This window comes from Cobetia sp. MC34 (genome assembly GCF_018340035.1).
Lineage (GTDB): Bacteria > Pseudomonadota > Gammaproteobacteria > Pseudomonadales > Halomonadaceae > Cobetia > Cobetia amphilecti.
Genome location: NZ_JADPPY010000018.1, coordinates 42717 through 57425, shown reverse-complemented (window position 1 = coordinate 57425; position 14709 = coordinate 42717). Strand labels below are relative to the sequence as shown.

Here is a 14709-nt window from a genome sequence, read left to right as displayed (position 1 = left end):
GGGGAGGCGAGGTTCATGCTCAATCAACGATCATGCATGCAGGCCACGCTGCAGGCCACGCAGGCAGTTCACGCAGGAACGGGGCTTTCGCCAGGCGTCTGGTGATCAAGGCCCAGTCATCAAGGCCCAGTCATCAAGCCCCAGTCATCAAGCTCCTGATCATGAAGAAGTCATCAAATTCTCGTGCCGGGAGGCGTTACAGGTCGACCTTGTCCTTGTACTCGCAGAGATCTTCGATGATGCAGCTGCCACAGCGCGGCTTGCGTGCCACGCAGGTGTAGCGGCCATGCAGGATCAGCCAGTGGTGGGCGTCGACCAGAAACTCCTTGGGCACATGACGCATCAGCTTGTGCTCGACTTCCAGCACGTTCTTGCCCGGGGCGATGCGCGTGCGGTTGGAGACACGGAAGATGTGCGTGTCCACCGCCATGGTCGGCTGGCCGAAGGCGGTGTTGAGCACCACGTTGGCGGTCTTGCGGCCCACGCCGGGCAGCGCTTCCAGCGCCTCGCGAGTCTGCGGCACCTCGCCACCATGCCGTTCGATCAGCATCCGGCAGGTCTTGATGACGTTCTCGGCCTTGGTGTTGAACAGGCCGATCGTCTTGATGTACTCCTTCAGGCCCTCGACACCCAGCGCGAGGATGCTCTCCGGCGTATTGGCGACCGGATACAGCTTCGCCGTGGCCTTGTTGACGCCCACATCCGTCGCCTGCGCCGACAGCAGCACCGAGATCAAAAGCTCGAAGGGCGTTGACCAGGCAAGCTCGGTGCGTGGCTCAGGATTCTCGTTGCGCAGGCGGGTGAAGATCTCGAGGCGTTTCTGGGCGTTCATGATATCTCGGATACGGCGGTAAGGGCTTGGAAGCGGGCATCGTCGACACAGGCTGTCAGCCAGCGGGCTGACAGCCTGTGTGAGAGGGGCTCAGGAGATGGTGCCGGTCACGCGTACACGACGCGACACCTTGGGCGCATCGGCGTTGGCCGCCTTGCGGCGCTGCTCGAGTCGCTCATCGATGGTCTTCTTGCCCGCGATGATAAGCCCCATGCAGAAGAAGGCGCCCGGCGGCAGCACCAGGAACAGGAAGGAGTAATCCGTGAAGATCGTCAGCTGCCAGTCGGCGGCCATCGGCCCGACGAGCAGTTCCATGCCGGCAAACAGCGTGCCCTGGCCGAACAGCTCACGCATGCCACCCAGCAGCACCAGCACGGCCATGAACCCCAGTCCCATCATCAGGCCATCGGTGGCCGCCGGCAGCACGGGATGCTTGGCGGCGAAGGCATCGGCACGCCCGAGAATCGCGCAGTTGGTGACGATCAGCGGAATGAAGATGCCGAGAATCTGATAGAGCTCATAGGTGTAGGCCTTCATCAGCAGCTCGGCACAGGTCACGAACGAGGCGATGATCATCACGAAGGCCGGCAGGCGCACTGCAGAAGGCACCAGATTGCGGATCAGCGACACCGCCACGTTGGAGCCGATCAACACCAGCAGCGTGGCAAGCCCCAGCCCGATGGCGTTGACGACGCTGGCGGTGACGGCCAGCAGCGGACACAGGCCCAGCAGCTGTACCAGCGCCGGGTTGTTGTCCCACAGGCCGTCGCGGCTGATCTTGCCAAGCGAGATATCACTCATGAGGTTCGTCTCCGCCGTGTTCAGAAGGCGCTGATGGCGTGAGCGTGCCATCAGCGGTGGGAGCTTGCGTGTCTTGCTGGGCCCTGGCGGCGCGGCGGGTCGCGGTCAGCGTCTCGCTGTCGCCGGCCAGCAGCGCCGTGCGGTGCGCCATGAAGTAGATCAATGCCTGACGAACGGCACCCACCACGGCGCGCGGGGTGATGGTCGCACCGGTGAACTGGTCGAAATCACCGCCATCCTTGTTCACCTTCCATTCCACCGAGCTGAGCGTCTGGTCATCGAATTCGTGAATCCAGTCGGACTTGCGCGCTTCGATCTTGTCGCCCAGCCCCGGGGTCTCGGCGTGCTTGACGGCGCGCACTCCGGCCACGCTGCCATCGGCACGGATACCGACCAGCAGGCGGATATCGCCGCTGTAACCCTTGCCGGTCACCACCGGCAGCAGCACCGCGACGGTCTCGCCATTTCGGGTGGCGCGCCAGCCGGTATCGGCGCTCTCCAGACCCAGCACCTGTGAAGGCGGCAGGGCGAAGGCCGCGTCGAGCAGGTCATTGTCGTGCAGAGACGGCGGGATGATCTCGGCCAGCGCCGCGCTCTGGGCGGCACGCTCGTTGTCGGCGATGGTCTCGGCGGTGGTTATCTGGGTCACGGCGACGACGCCGGCGGTGATGACGGCGAAGACCGCCAGACCCAGCGCGGCCCGCGCGATGGTGTGCTTCAGACCCTGCGCGGCCTGGGCTTGCTGTTCGGGCTGATCAGGCGTCAGGCTCATGCCTTGTCCTCCAGCTTGATGCCGCGACGGGCCTTCTTGTGACCATAGCTGCGTGGCTGGGTGTAGTAATCGATGAACGGCACGCTGAAGTTCATCAGCAGCACCGCGAAGGCGATGGCGTCAGGATAGGCGCCGAAGGTGCGAATCAGGTAGATCAGCACGCCGATGCCGACGCCGTAATAGAGCTTGCCCTTGTTAGAGGTCGCCGCCGTGACGGGGTCCGTGGCGATGAAGAAGGCGCCGAATATCGCCGCACCGCACAGCAGGTGGATCAGGGGGCTGGCATGCTGCTCGCCATCCACGAAGGCGAAGATGGCGGAGATCACCGCCAGGCTGCCCAGCATCGCCACCGGGATATGCCAGGTGATCAGGCGACGCGCCAGCAGCACCAGGCCGCCGAGGCCCCAGGCGATGGCCGTCTGCTGCCAGGCCAGCAGGTTGGCGGCAGGCAGCAGGCTCGGGTCTGCCCAGAACTCGCTGCTGGAAAGCTCGCCCTTGTTGCGGAAAGCGTCCAGCGGAGTGGCGCCGGTCAGGGCATCTGGCGTGGCGATCACACCGAAGAACTGCTGCAGGCTGTCAGTGAAGCCGAGTGCGAAGCCATCCGGGGATGACCAGCGCGACATCTCGACCGGGAAGGAGATCAGCAGCAGCGCATAGGCGACCATCGCCGGGTTGAACGGATTCTGGCCCAGACCACCGTAGAGCTGCTTGGCGACCACGATGGCCGCGATCACGCCGGTCAGTACCAGCCACCAGGGCGCCAGCGGCGGCAACGACACCGCCAGCAGCACGCAGGTCACCAGCGCCGAATTGTCCTTGAGGAAAAAGCTGACCGGACGGCCACGCAGCTTGAGCAGCAGCGCCTCGAGGGCGACACCCGCCAGGCAGGCGAAGACGAGGTTGAACAGCACACCCCAGCCATAGTGCCAGCACAGCACGGCGATACCCGGCAGCGTCGCGGCCAGCACCCAGGCCATCACGCGCGAGGTGGCGGTTGGCCCGTGGGCATGGGGGGAGCTTGCATGCATCAGGCTCATGAGACGGTCAGATCCTTGCGGTAAATGGGCAATGACACGAGGCGTGCATCAGGATGAGTCGCCATTGGCGCGGTAATTGGGCTCAGGTCACTCATTGGGCGTCCACCAGTGCCTGCACCTCGGCCAATGACTCGCGGGCGTGTTCCAGATTGCGGCGCGTGCGGTCGACCTTGGTCGCCAGGCGCTGACGGTTTTCGTCATCTGCCTCGCTCAAAGCCGCCTCGGCCTTGCGGTGGGCCGCCTCGGCCGCCTTGACCGCGATGCTGACCTGCTTGTGACGCTTGGCGAGGTTCTCGGCGCGTGATGCCTCGATCTCGTCCTGAGAGAGCGTCACGTTGCTGGCCATGCTGCCGCGCCCCACAGAACCCGCAGCGGGCTTGGGCGTCTCGGGAATCAATTCGCCCGCGCCCTTGGCGGCAGGCGACGCCTCAGTGCTGCCAGCTTGCGCGCTGTTGAGGCGCACCTCGGCGGCACGCAGGTTTTCCTGGGCCGTGGCCAGCAGGGTCTGCAGGTCCTCGATATCGCCTTCGCCACTTTCGCTGGCGCGGGCCAGGGCCTTTTCGGCCTTCTTGACCGCGATATTGGCTGCGGCGCGCGCTGTCTTGAGTGCCTTGATATCGGCGCTGGGTGCCGCAGCTGCCGGTGCAGCAGCGTTGGCAGTAGAGCCAGCCGCAGCGCTTGCTACAGGGCCTTTATCAGCGCCTTGAGCAGCGCCAGCGGCGTCGGTCGCTGCCTTGAGATCGCCTTCGGCCTTGGCAAGGCGGGACTTGGCCTCGGTGACGCTGGCCTCGAGGGCGGGGATGTCACCCTCACCGCTGTCCTGGGCGGTCTTGAGAGCCTTCTCGGCCTTCTTGACGGCGATATTGGCCGCGGCACGTGCCGTCTTGAGCGCCTTGAGGTCGGCTGCCGGGGCAGCCGCGCCTGTCGCGGAAGCGCTGGCCGCCGCAGGGGCAGCTGACTCGCTGGCCTCGCTGGCAGCCTTGAGATCGCCTTCGGCCTTGGCCAGTCGCGCCTTTGCCTCTGCCACGCTGGTCTCGAGGGCGGGAATATCGCCTTCACCGCTGTCCTGGGCGGTCTTGAGGGCCTTCTCGGCCTTCTTGACGGCGATATTGGCCGCGGCGCGCGCCGTCTTGAGCGCCTTGAGATCGGCGGCGGGGGCAGCCGCCGGGGCAGCTGACTCGCTTGCCTCGCTGGCGGCCTTGAGGGCGCTCTCGGCGCTGGCGAGCTTGGCCTTGGCCGCGGTCACGTTGGCCTCGAGCTTGGCGATATCGTCCTCGGAGCTCTCACCGCCATCCTGGGCTGCCTTGAGGGCCTTCTCGGCCTTCTTGAGGGCGATGTTGGCCGCGGCGCGCGCCGTCTTGAATGCCTTGATGTCGGTGGCCGGTGCCGGCTGGGCAGCGGCGGCCGTTGTGGAGGCCGAGGCCGAAGTCGTGTCTGCGGCGGCGCCGGCATCGGCGCGGGCGGCGGCGGACTTCTGGGCCGCCTGAGCGCGCTGCTGACGCTTGGCTTCCTTCTCGGCTTCCTCGCGCGCCATGCGCGCCTGCTTGAATTCGAAGCGGTGACGCGCACGCTCGGACTTGCGCGCCTCGTGCTGGGCACTGCGAATCTCGCCCTTGGCGAAGCGGTAATACTGCACCAGCGGAATCTGGCTGGGACAGACGTAGGAGCAGGCGCCACATTCGATGCAGTCCGCCAGATTGTAGAGCTCGGCCTTGTCGAACTCGCGTGCCTTGGAGAACCAGTAGAGCTGCTGCGGCAGCAGCTCGGCCGGACAGGCCTGCTCACACATGCCGCAACGGATGCACGGCTGCTCGACCGCCGGTGCCGGCAGTGACTCGGGGGAGGAGGCCAGCAGACAGTTGGTGGTCTTGATGATCGGCAGGGCGTCGCTCTCGAGCGTGAAGCCCATCATCGGCCCGCCCATCACCAGACGTGCGATACCCGTCGGCGCAGGCGCTGCCAGACGCAGCAGGTCTGCGATGGAGGTACCCAGGCGCGCCTCGACATTGTGCGGGTGCTGCAACGCCTCGCCGGTCAGGGTGACGACGCGCGAGATCATCGGCTCGCCGAAGCACACCGCGCGCTGCACGGCGCGCACGGTGCCCGGGTTGTGCACCACCACGCCGACATCGGCGGGCAGGCCACGGCTGGGCACTTCGCGGTCCGTCAGCAGCTTGATAAGCTGCTTCTCGCCGCCGGAGGGATACTTGGTCGGTACCACCACGACTTCGAGGCGTGAATCCAGCGGCGGCAGGCGCTTGTCGGCGCGGCGGGCGCGAATCGCCTGTTCCAGCGCGATGACGGCCTCGGGCTTGTTGTCCTCGATACCGATCAGGATGCACTCGGGGCCGATCAGGCTGGCGAGAATCTCGAGCCCTTCGATCAGCGCTTCCGGATGCGTGCGCATGGTCAGGTCATCGGCGGTGATGTAAGGCTCACACTCCGCCGCGTTCAGAATCAGGGTGTCGATGGCGTGGCGCTCACGCACCCGCGCCTTCACCGCCGAGGGGAAGCCGGCACCGCCCTGGCCGACCACGCCGGCATCCTGCAGACGCTGGATCAGGTCCTGGGCTTCCTGCTGACGCCAGTCGCGCCAGGCTTCCAGGCGCGCCCATTCATCGATCTCACCCTCGCGTTCGATCACGATGCACAGGTCTTCCAGGCCCGAGACGTGGGGAATCTGACGCGGCTCGATGGCGGTGACCACGCCGGTGATGCTGGCATGCACCGGGGCGGAGATCATGCCTTGGGCGCGCGCGATCAGCTCGCCCGTCTTCACGCGCTGGCCGATCTCCACCAGTGGCTGGGCGGGCGCGCCGATATGCTGGCTGAGCGGCAGTACCACCTCACGGGGCAGCGGGGCGGCTACCAGCGGGGCGCGGTTGGAGAGCGCCTTGTGCTCCGGCGGATGGATACCGCCGTGGAAGTCGAACACGCGCGGCGCGTCCTGGCCCTTCTGTGTGTGTTCCGCCTCCGCCGTGGCGGCGGAACGTGAGGAAGTCACCATGGATTTGAGTAACGACAGAACCATCAGGCGACATTCCTTGCAGATGTGGCAGTAGAATCGGCGGCATCGGTCACGATCAGATTGCCGCTGAAGCGGGCATTGTCGCGGGTCGGGCCCGCCGGTTGCGGCCAGTGCCAGCTGCGCACGTCAGTGGCGACCGGCACCATGTCGATGCAATCGACCGGGCAGGGCTCGACACACAGATCGCAGCCGGTGCATTCGTCGGCGATCACGGTGTGCATGTGCTTGGCGGCACCGAGGATGGCATCGACAGGGCAGGCCTGGATGCACTTGGTGCAGCCGATGCACTCGTCCTCGCGAATCACCGCCACCTTGGGCGTGTTGTCGCTGTCGCCATCCAGCGGCGTGGCCTCGCGGCCCAGCAGGTCGGCCAGCGAGGCGATGGTGCTCTCGCCGCCCGGCGGGCACTTGTTGATCTCGTCGCCTTTGGCGATGGCCTGGGCGTAGGGCTTGCAGCCCGGGTAACCGCACTGGCCGCACTGGGTCTGCGGCAGCAGCTGGTCGATCTGCTCAACGATGGGGTCGCCCTCGACCTTGAAGGCCACGGCGGCAAAGCCGAGCAGGCCCCCGAAGACGACGGCCATGGCCACCAGTGCGACGATGGCGGAGATCAGCGTATGGTCGTTGAAGAATTCGAGCATGTCAGATCTGCACCAGTCCGGAGAAGCCGAGGAAGGCCAGCGACATCAGGCTGGCGGTGATCATCGCGATGGCCGGGCCCTGGAAGGGGCGCGGCACATCGGCGACGGCCAGGCGCTCGCGCATGGCGGCGAACAGTACCAGCACCAGCGAGAAGCCGACGGCCGCGCCGAAGCCGTAGAGCGTGGCTTCCATGAAGCTGGAGTTGCGGTTCAGGGTCAGCAGCGCCACGCCGAGTACCGCGCAGTTGGTAGTGATCAGCGGCAGGAAGATGCCCAGCACCTGATAGAGCAGCGGGCTGGTCTTCTTGACCACCATCTCGGTGAACTGCACCACCACGGCGATCACCATGATGAAGGCGATGGTGCGCAGGTACTCGAGCCCCAGCGGCGCGAGGATGAAGTGATAGGTCAGGTAGGCGCACATCGACGACAGCGTGAGCACGAAGGTGGTGGCCAGCGACATGCCCATCGCGGACTCCAGCTTGTTGGAGACACCCATGAAGGGGCACAGGCCGAGGAACTGCACCAGTACGAAATTGTTGACCAGGATGGTGCTGATCAGGATAAGAAGGTATTCACTCATCAGGGGCGTCGCTCGGTCTGGGTGTTTCGAAGGTGCTTCCGTGCTCGTGGCATGCATGAACCGGCACTCGCAGGCGATCAGGGCTGTTGCTGCCGCAAGCTGTCAGGAAGCTGCACGGCAGTGGATCGTCGAGCGCGGCGGTATTATACGCAAGATGCTGCTGGCCGACAGCCTGTAGCGTGGCAAGCGAGGCGTAGTGTTGCCAGCATGAGACGACCATTGTTTCGCGTTTTGCTTGGTTCTTGAAGTAATAAAGAAGAATTCCTTTATTACTTTTATTGATTATGGTGTGATCAGCGACTTTCACGTCATCCGGGGTGGCACAAGGAGCGGGATATGCGCAGGACAGGAACACGCGGCCGTCGGCCGTTATGGGTCATCATTCTGGTGGTGGCGATGGCGGGCATCTCTCAGCTGACGGGCAATAGCAATTTCTCGCTTTCCCAGCTGTGGAATGACTTCCAGTCGCCGCAGGCCGAGGCGACGCAGGGGGAAGGCGCTTCCTCGGCAGACGAGAGCCGACTCAGGCGCGCCATCAGTGCCCAGCAGAGTGATGTGCAGGTGCGGGGCGTGGGCGAGGTGACGCGTCTGCTCAGGGATGATCTCAAGGGCAGCCGTCATCAGAAGTTTCTGATCCGGGTCGCGGGCGGCACCACCATTCTGGTGGCGCACAACATCGACCTCGCGCCACGCATCGACAGTCTTCAGGTCGGTGATCGCATCGGCTTCTACGGCGAATATGAGTGGACCGACAAGGGCGGCGTGATCCACTGGACGCATCATGATCCCGGTGGCCGCCATGTGGATGGCTGGCTGGAGCATGCCGGTCGCCGTTACGAGTAGCCGTCTCGCCGGCCGGATGTGACGCATGAACGACAACGCCCCGCCAGAGAGTCTCTGGCGGGGCGTTGTCCTGAAGAGTCCTCAGCGTGGTATCGCAAAGAGCCCTCGGCGCATCATCAGTGGATCAAGTGACGCGCTGACCCGGCTTGGCGCCGGTGTGCGGCTCCAGCAGGTAGATGCCTTCGTCGTCACCGGCGGCCAGCACCATGCCCTCGGACACGCCGAAGCGCATCTTGCGCGGCGCCAGGTTGGCGACCATCACCGTCAGGCGGCCTTCCAGCGCTTCCGGCGCGTAGGCGGACTTGATGCCGGAGAACACGGTGCGCGTCTCGCCACCGATATCCAACGTCAGCTTGAGCAGCTTGGCCGCCTTCTCGACGTGCTCCGCCTTGACGATCTTCGCCACGCGCAGGTCGGTCTTCATGAAGGTATCGAAGTCTATCTCGTCGGCGACCGGGTCGGCGTCGAGCGGGCTCGGCGCGGCCGCGGCTTCTGCCTTGGCGGTGCCGTCCTTGATCTTCTGCTCCTCGACCAGCACTTCGCGCGAGGCTTCGAGCATCTTGTCGATGCGCTCCGGTTCGACACGGGTCAGCAGCGGCTTGAACTTGTTGATCGCATGATCGGTCAGCACGCTTTCACGACTGGCCCAGTCGAGGCTCTCGAGGTTCAGGAAGTCGCGTGCCTTGTCGGTCAGCTCCGGAATCACCGGCGCCAGATAGACCATCAGCTGGCGGAACAGGTTGATGCCCACGGAGCAGACGTCGAGCACTTCCTGCTCGCGGCCGTCTTCCTTGGCCATCGCCCACGGCGCCTTGTCGGCGATGTAGGTGTTGGCTTCATCGGCCAGCTCCATCACCTTGCGCATGGCGCGCGCGAATTCACGGGCTTCGAAGTCTGCCGCGATGCCTTCGCCAGCGGCGATGAAGCGCTCGACCAGCTCCGGCTCGGCGCAGGTGGCGGACAGCTTGCCGTCGCCGAACTTCTTGACGAAACCGGCGCAGCGGCTGGCGATGTTGACCACCTTGCCGACCAGGTCGGAATTCACGCGGGCGGTGAAGTCGTCGAGGTTGAGGTCGAGATCATCGACGCCGGAGGTTAGCTTGGCGGCGAAGTAGTAGCGCAGGTATTCCGGGTTGAGGAACTGCGCGTAGGTGTCGGCCTTGATGAAGGTGCCGCGCGACTTGGACATCTTGGCGCCATTGACGGTCACGAAGCCGTGGCAGTTGACGCCGGTCGGGGTGCGCATGCCGGCACCTTCCAGCATCGCCGGCCAGAACAGGGCGTGGAAGTAAACGATGTCCTTGCCGATGAAGTGATAGACCTCGGCGTCGGAATCGGCCTTCCAGTAGCTGTCAAAGTCGATGCCCTGCTTCTCGCACAGGTTCTGGAAGCTGGCGAGGTAGCCGATCGGCGCGTCCAGCCACACGTAGAAGTACTTGCCCGGCGCGTCGGGAATCTCGAAGCCGAAGTAGGGCGCATCGCGGGAGATGTCCCACTCGGCCAGACCCGCCTCGAACCATTCCTGCAGCTTGTTGGAAATCTGGCTCTGCACGCGGCCGCTCTTGGTCCACTCCTGCAGGAACTCGGCGAAGTTCGGCAGCTTGAAGAAGTAGTGGGTGGACGTGCGCATTTCCGGCGTGGCGCCGGAGATGGCCGAGACCGGATCGATCAGCTCGGCCGGCGTGTAGGCCGCGCCGCAGGCTTCACAGTTGTCACCGTACTGGTCTTCGGTCTTGCACTTCGGGCAGGTGCCCTTGATGAAGCGGTCGGCGAGGAACAGGCCCTTGACCGGATCGAACATCTGCTCGATATCGCGTGTGGCGATATGGCCGGCATCGCGCAGCGCCAGATAGATGCGCTCGCTGTGGGCGCGGTTTTCCGGCGAGTGGGTGGAGTGATAGTTGTCAAAGCCGACGCCGAACTTGGCGAAGTCGGCCTGATGCTCGTCACTCACACGCTGGATCAGCTGCTCGGCGGTGATACCTTCCTGCTCGGCACGCAGCATGATGGCGGTGCCGTGGGCATCATCGGCGCACACGTAATGGCATTCGTGGCCACGGCTTTTCTGGAAGCGTACCCAGATGTCGGTCTGGATGTACTCAAGCAGGTGACCCAGGTGGATCGACCCATTGGCATAGGGCAGGGCACTGGTAACCAGAATCTTGCGCGCTGACATGAGGCCTCGTCTTGACGGTAAAGGGCGCCTGCTGCGCAGTGCGCAGCCACTCGCCGGGATGACTCGTGATAAGGGGCGAACGCATCGCCCCGTCGGGATGGGCGCTACTATATCGCGAAGGTGCGGGCGGCGCGAAGGGCGCGTCGCGTCACCGGCAACGCTGGCGTGCGCAACTGCGAGGTTGCAACCCGTGCCGCTGCCCTCATGAAGGATTCAAGGACACTACATTTTCCGTTCCTGGAGGTCAGCATGCCAGCACAGCTATCCGTCGCCGGTCAGATCAATCGTCTCATCCGCCAGGTGATGATGCCCGGCAGCAACGCCCGTCCCAACGAGGAGCCCGGCCCGGAACTCGCCATGGCCGTGCTGATGTTCGAGGTGGTACGCGCCGATGACCATCTCGATGTGCGCGAACGTGAAGCCCTGGCGCGCCAGCTGGCCGAGCGCTTCTCGCTGGGGGATGAGGAACTTGCCAGCCTGCTGACCCAGGCCGAGCAGGATGCCGAGCAGGCCACGGACCACTACCGCTTCGTCAAGCAGCTCAACGAGCACATGAGCCTTGAGGAGCGCAGCGAGCTGATCGGCATGCTCTGGGAGCTGGCCTACGCCGATGGCGAGCTGGACCCGCAGGAAGAGCATCGCATCCGCCGTCTTGCCGGCCTGCTGCATGTCAGCCACAGCGAGTTCATCCGCACCAAGCTGGCGGCACAGCCGGACACCTGATCCGTCAGGAATTTTATATACGCCCCCCTATCCGAGCGTCCCTGCCTGGACTCCCCTGTCCAGATACCGCTATTCAGGCATCCTCAAGCAGACGCCCCCGTTGCCAATGGCAGCGGGGGCGTCGTGTTTGCGACTTCTGGTCGCAGTGTCGCTGGTTCTCAGCAGCGGTCATCCAGCAGCAGCGGCTCGCACTCAGTTGCGATAGAACAGGTGCTGACCGATGCGCGCGGTGCGCACGAAGCGCTTGGCCCAGTAGGGCGTGGCGTAGCGGGCGTGGAAGTAGAGGGCGCCGTCGGTGACGTCTTCCAGCTGATGGTTAAGCGCCTGACGGGCCACGTCGCGTGCTTCGGCGTAGGCGGCGGGTTCGCGAATGCGGTCGGAGCGCCCGTCACACCACCAGGAGAACTGGCAGCTGCCGCTTTCGCCGCCTTGCTTGACCACGCCGCACAGGCTGTCGGGGAAGCGCGGGTCGGCGGCGCGATTGATCACCACATTGACGATGCCCTGCATGCCGCTTCTGCCTTCGCCCTTGGCTTCCCAGTAGGCGGCGCGCGCCAGGCAGGTCAGCGGATCATCCACCGGACGCTGGCCGTTGGGGTCGATCGCCTTGGCGCCGGCCTTGCTGAGCAGCAGGCTCTCGGGCACATCGCTCTCGCCTTGCACCAGCAGGCTTTCCAGCCGTTCGGCCTTGACGGCTGCCTTGGCCGCGGTGGTCGGGGCGGCAGGCGCGTCCGAGGCGTGCGGCGCGGAGCAGCCCGCGGCCAGCGTCAGGCCGAAGATCAGTACCAGATGACGCAGCGTGCGTGCACTGCTGATGGCGTAGCGCCGAGTGTGAGTCAGTGGGCGGCGCGGTGTGAGGGGTAAACGCATGCAAGATACCTGTGAACGTGGCCTGGGAAGCGCAGCAAGGCGGGATGGCGCGCAGGGTCAATCCGGGTTGATCGCACACCTTCGGCTGGCGAGTCACTGACGGAGACTGAAGCGTTGGCCACCGGCTTCCTCGGTAGCGACAGTCGACGCGCAAGCGCATCAGTTTGCCTGACCCTGACCTTGTATGGCCCAGAGTGAGCTTCAACGCAACTCTGACGCTTTGCCGCGCAAAGGGTTCCGCAAGTGTCACCACGCGGTTGCGTAGCGATGGCGATGGCGCGGGCAGCGCATCGCGCCTGTCAGTGCATGATCAGGCGTGCCAGAGGCAGCCAGATCGCTTGCGCCAGAAGGGCGGATGACCAGGCGTAGTGGATCAGATGCGCTGGCTTCGAGCGTCGAAGGGCCTGGTAAGGCGCATCAAATGATCTGCTGAAGCACACTGCGCCGATTTCTGGCCACGCAGCCTAGCATCTTCAGCGCGTCTCGTCCGTGCCATCCTTGGCGCATGCCGTTATCATGGCGGGCTAGCCTTGATGACCCTGTCAGGCTGTCCCACTTCTTTTTATCTGCGCTTCTGCGTGCTGCTGCTCTGCCTGTTGCCTGCGTCGCTGCCTCGAGAGTCCCCATGACCGAACCCGTCCGTCTTTCCAAGTTTCTGGCCCATCAGCAGGGCATCTCGCGCCGTGAGGCCGAGCATCTCATCGCCAAGGGGGTGGTACGTGTCGCGGGCGAGATCGTGGAAGCGCCTTTCTTCAAGGTCACCGATGAGGAAGTCACCGTCGATGAAGGCGCCAGCATGGCACCCATCGAGCCGCTGACTCTGGTCTGGTATCAGCCGCCGGGCACGCCGCTGCCGGACCCGCTGACCCTGCGTGACGGCGCGCCGCGCAGCGCGCTCGACAACAGCGGTGCCGACTGGCTCAAGGTGCATTTCCTGTCCCAGCAGCCGCTGGCCGAGCTCGGCGAAGACGAATCCGGTCTCGCGGTGTGGTCACAGAACCGTGGCGTGATCCGCAAGCTGGGCGATGACCTCGACCAGCTGGAGCAGGAATACGTCGTCGAGGTGGAAGGGACACTGGATGACGAAGGCCTCAAGCGTATCGGCTTCGCGCTGTGCGCCGACATCCGTGGCCGCAAGCCCAAGGTCAGCATCAGCTGGCAGAGCGACACCCGTCTGCGCATCGCCATGAAGCGGGTGCCGGTGGGCGGTATCCGCGGCGCGGTCGAAGAGCAGGGCCTCAAGGTCATCGAGGTGCGTCGTCTGCGACTGGGCGCGATTCTGCTCGGCCGCATGGCGCCGGGTGAGTGGCGCTTCCTGCCGGTCGACGTGCGCTTCTGAGACGTGCGCTTCTGATTTGCTCCCAGGGCCATGGCTTCCTGAGGCATGGCTTCCATGGACATGCTTCATCGGCTTGGCCCGTGTAGCGGTGGCAGGCATACTGTGCCCATCGTGTTCCACGGCTTTTTTCGCTGACAGTTCAGACGCCTGCGCGCCACATTCATCGCGCCGCGCAGGCCGTCACAGGAGTTTCAAGGTATGGAAGGTATCAAGCACATTGTCGCGGTCGCTTCCGGCAAGGGTGGCGTCGGCAAGTCCACCGTCACCGCCAATCTGGCGCTGGCATTGGCGGCGGAAGGTCTCAAGGTCGGCCTGCTGGACGCCGACATCTATGGTCCGAGTCAGGCGCAGATGTTCGGCGTGCCGACCGGTCAGCGTCCGGAGATGGCCGGTGAGCAGGTCTTCAGCCCCATCGAGGCGCATGGCATCAAGACCATGTCGATGGCCTATCTGGTCGACGTGAAGGACCCGATGGTCTGGCGTGGCCCGATGGTCGCCGGTGCCTTCCAGCAGCTGCTCAACCAGACTGCCTGGGGCGAGCTTGATGTGCTGCTGATCGACATGCCGCCGGGCACCGGTGACATCCAGCTGACCCTGTCGCAGAAGGTGCCGGTCTCCGGCGCCGTCATCGTCACCACGCCGCAGGACATCGCACTGCTGGATGCCCAGAAGGGCATCGAGATGTTCCGCAAGGTCAAGGTGCCGGTGCTGGGCGTGGTCGAGAACATGAGCACTCACACCTGCAGCCAGTGTGGCCACAGCGAAGCGGTCTTCGGCGCGGGCGGTGGTGAGCGTATCGCCGATGAGTACCAGACTCGTCTGCTGGGCCAGCTGCCGCTGACCCTGAGCATTCGCGAAAATGCCGATGGCGGTCGCCCGAGCGTGATCGCGGAGCCGGACGGCGAAGTGGCCGCGAGCTTCCGCGCCATCGCGCGTCAGGTCTCCGAGTCACTGGAAAGTGCCGGCGCGGACGAAGGCCCGAGCATCAGCTTCAGCTGAGCCCGACGCGCCAGGCGCTAGCCGCGCGTGCCGAGGTTTCCAGCGACACAGCGGGCCGGTATCAT

Annotated in this window: 14 protein-coding genes; 4 read left to right on the top strand and 10 right to left on the bottom strand. The window is 64.9% G+C overall.

Annotation, left to right across the window (positions count from 1 at the left end):
• Positions 1-196: 196 nt before the first annotated feature.
• The 8 genes from nth to IZU87_RS11135 form a co-directional block, all read right to left on the bottom strand.
• Positions 197-832 (bottom strand): endonuclease III, encoded by a 636-nt coding sequence (gene nth / locus IZU87_RS11170; protein ID WP_213114553.1) that lies wholly within the window; start codon positions 830-832, stop codon positions 197-199.
• A gap of 90 nt (positions 833-922) precedes the next feature.
• Positions 923-1633: an electron transport complex subunit E gene (locus IZU87_RS11165; RefSeq protein WP_213114552.1), complete on the bottom strand. Its 711-nt coding sequence runs from the start codon at positions 1631-1633 to the stop codon at positions 923-925.
• Positions 1626-2405, bottom strand: coding sequence for an electron transport complex subunit RsxG (gene rsxG / locus IZU87_RS11160; RefSeq protein WP_213114551.1), 780 nt, complete (start codon positions 2403-2405; stop codon positions 1626-1628). The genes IZU87_RS11165 and rsxG overlap by 8 nt, the downstream gene beginning before the upstream one ends.
• Positions 2402-3442 (bottom strand): electron transport complex subunit RsxD, encoded by a 1041-nt coding sequence (rsxD, locus tag IZU87_RS11155; protein ID WP_043334100.1) that lies wholly within the window; start codon positions 3440-3442, stop codon positions 2402-2404. The genes rsxG and rsxD overlap by 4 nt, the downstream gene beginning before the upstream one ends.
• A gap of 91 nt (positions 3443-3533) precedes the next feature.
• Positions 3534-6473 (bottom strand): electron transport complex subunit RsxC, encoded by a 2940-nt coding sequence (rsxC, locus tag IZU87_RS11150; protein ID WP_249330550.1) that lies wholly within the window; start codon positions 6471-6473, stop codon positions 3534-3536.
• Positions 6473-7111 (bottom strand): electron transport complex subunit RsxB, encoded by a 639-nt coding sequence (gene rsxB / locus IZU87_RS11145; RefSeq protein WP_213114550.1) that lies wholly within the window; start codon positions 7109-7111, stop codon positions 6473-6475. Before rsxB ends, rsxC begins: the two co-directional genes overlap by 1 nt.
• Position 7112: 1 nt before the next feature.
• A complete protein-coding gene (gene rsxA, locus IZU87_RS11140; RefSeq protein ID WP_043334102.1) occupies positions 7113-7694 on the bottom strand; it encodes an electron transport complex subunit RsxA in 582 nt (193 codons plus the stop codon).
• Positions 7687-8001: a hypothetical protein gene (locus IZU87_RS11135; RefSeq protein ID WP_213114549.1), complete on the bottom strand. Its 315-nt coding sequence runs from the start codon at positions 7999-8001 to the stop codon at positions 7687-7689. Before IZU87_RS11135 ends, rsxA begins: the two co-directional genes overlap by 8 nt.
• A gap of 29 nt (positions 8002-8030) precedes the next feature.
• Here IZU87_RS11135 and IZU87_RS11130 point away from each other — a divergent pair, with 29 nt between their 5' ends.
• Positions 8031-8537, top strand: a complete 507-nt coding sequence (locus tag IZU87_RS11130; RefSeq protein ID WP_249330549.1) for a DUF3465 domain-containing protein — start codon at positions 8031-8033, stop codon at positions 8535-8537.
• Between the two features lie 124 nt (positions 8538-8661).
• Here IZU87_RS11130 and metG read toward each other — a convergent pair whose 3' ends face one another.
• Positions 8662-10713, bottom strand: coding sequence for a methionine--tRNA ligase (metG, locus tag IZU87_RS11125; protein ID WP_213114548.1), 2052 nt, complete (start codon positions 10711-10713; stop codon positions 8662-8664).
• A gap of 249 nt (positions 10714-10962) precedes the next feature.
• On the opposite strand from metG, the gene IZU87_RS11120 reads away from it, so the two are divergent.
• The gene (locus IZU87_RS11120) at positions 10963-11436 is read left to right on the top strand and encodes a tellurite resistance TerB family protein (protein ID WP_052384628.1); all 474 of its coding nucleotides are present in this window, start codon (positions 10963-10965) and stop codon (positions 11434-11436) included.
• A 192-nt stretch (positions 11437-11628) separates the two neighbouring features.
• On the opposite strand, the gene IZU87_RS11115 is transcribed toward IZU87_RS11120, so the two are convergent.
• Positions 11629-12306 carry a cell wall hydrolase gene (locus IZU87_RS11115; protein ID WP_213114547.1) on the bottom strand — a complete coding sequence of 226 codons (678 nt, stop codon included), beginning with the start codon at positions 12304-12306 and terminating at the stop codon, positions 11629-11631.
• A 625-nt stretch (positions 12307-12931) separates the two neighbouring features.
• Here IZU87_RS11115 and IZU87_RS11110 point away from each other — a divergent pair.
• Both IZU87_RS11110 and apbC read left to right on the top strand, forming a co-directional pair.
• Positions 12932-13645 carry an RNA pseudouridine synthase gene (locus IZU87_RS11110; protein ID WP_159055855.1) on the top strand — a complete coding sequence of 238 codons (714 nt, stop codon included), beginning with the start codon at positions 12932-12934 and terminating at the stop codon, positions 13643-13645.
• Between the two features lie 162 nt (positions 13646-13807).
• Complete coding sequence (apbC, locus tag IZU87_RS11105) at positions 13808-14644, top strand: iron-sulfur cluster carrier protein ApbC (RefSeq protein ID WP_276315243.1); 837 nt, start codon at positions 13808-13810, stop codon at positions 14642-14644.
• Positions 14645-14709 lie beyond the last annotated feature (65 nt).

Coding starts and splice junctions, on each gene's coding strand:
- IZU87_RS11110 (WP_159055855.1), top strand. CDS start 12,932: ATGACCGAACCCGTCCGTCTTTCCAAGTTTCTGGCCCATCAGCAGGGC.
- IZU87_RS11165 (WP_213114552.1), bottom strand. CDS start 1,633: ATGAGTGATATCTCGCTTGGCAAGATCAGCCGCGACGGCCTGTGGGAC.
- rsxB (WP_213114550.1), bottom strand. CDS start 7,111: ATGCTCGAATTCTTCAACGACCATACGCTGATCTCCGCCATCGTCGCA.
- IZU87_RS11120 (WP_052384628.1), top strand. CDS start 10,963: ATGCCAGCACAGCTATCCGTCGCCGGTCAGATCAATCGTCTCATCCGC.
- metG (WP_213114548.1), bottom strand. CDS start 10,713: ATGTCAGCGCGCAAGATTCTGGTTACCAGTGCCCTGCCCTATGCCAAT.
- rsxA (WP_043334102.1), bottom strand. CDS start 7,694: ATGAGTGAATACCTTCTTATCCTGATCAGCACCATCCTGGTCAACAAT.
- IZU87_RS11115 (WP_213114547.1), bottom strand. CDS start 12,306: ATGCGTTTACCCCTCACACCGCGCCGCCCACTGACTCACACTCGGCGC.
- nth (WP_213114553.1), bottom strand. CDS start 832: ATGAACGCCCAGAAACGCCTCGAGATCTTCACCCGCCTGCGCAACGAG.
- rsxC (WP_249330550.1), bottom strand. CDS start 6,473: ATGGTTCTGTCGTTACTCAAATCCATGGTGACTTCCTCACGTTCCGCC.
- IZU87_RS11130 (WP_249330549.1), top strand. CDS start 8,031: ATGCGCAGGACAGGAACACGCGGCCGTCGGCCGTTATGGGTCATCATT.
- rsxG (WP_213114551.1), bottom strand. CDS start 2,405: ATGAGCCTGACGCCTGATCAGCCCGAACAGCAAGCCCAGGCCGCGCAG.
- rsxD (WP_043334100.1), bottom strand. CDS start 3,442: ATGAGCCTGATGCATGCAAGCTCCCCCCATGCCCACGGGCCAACCGCC.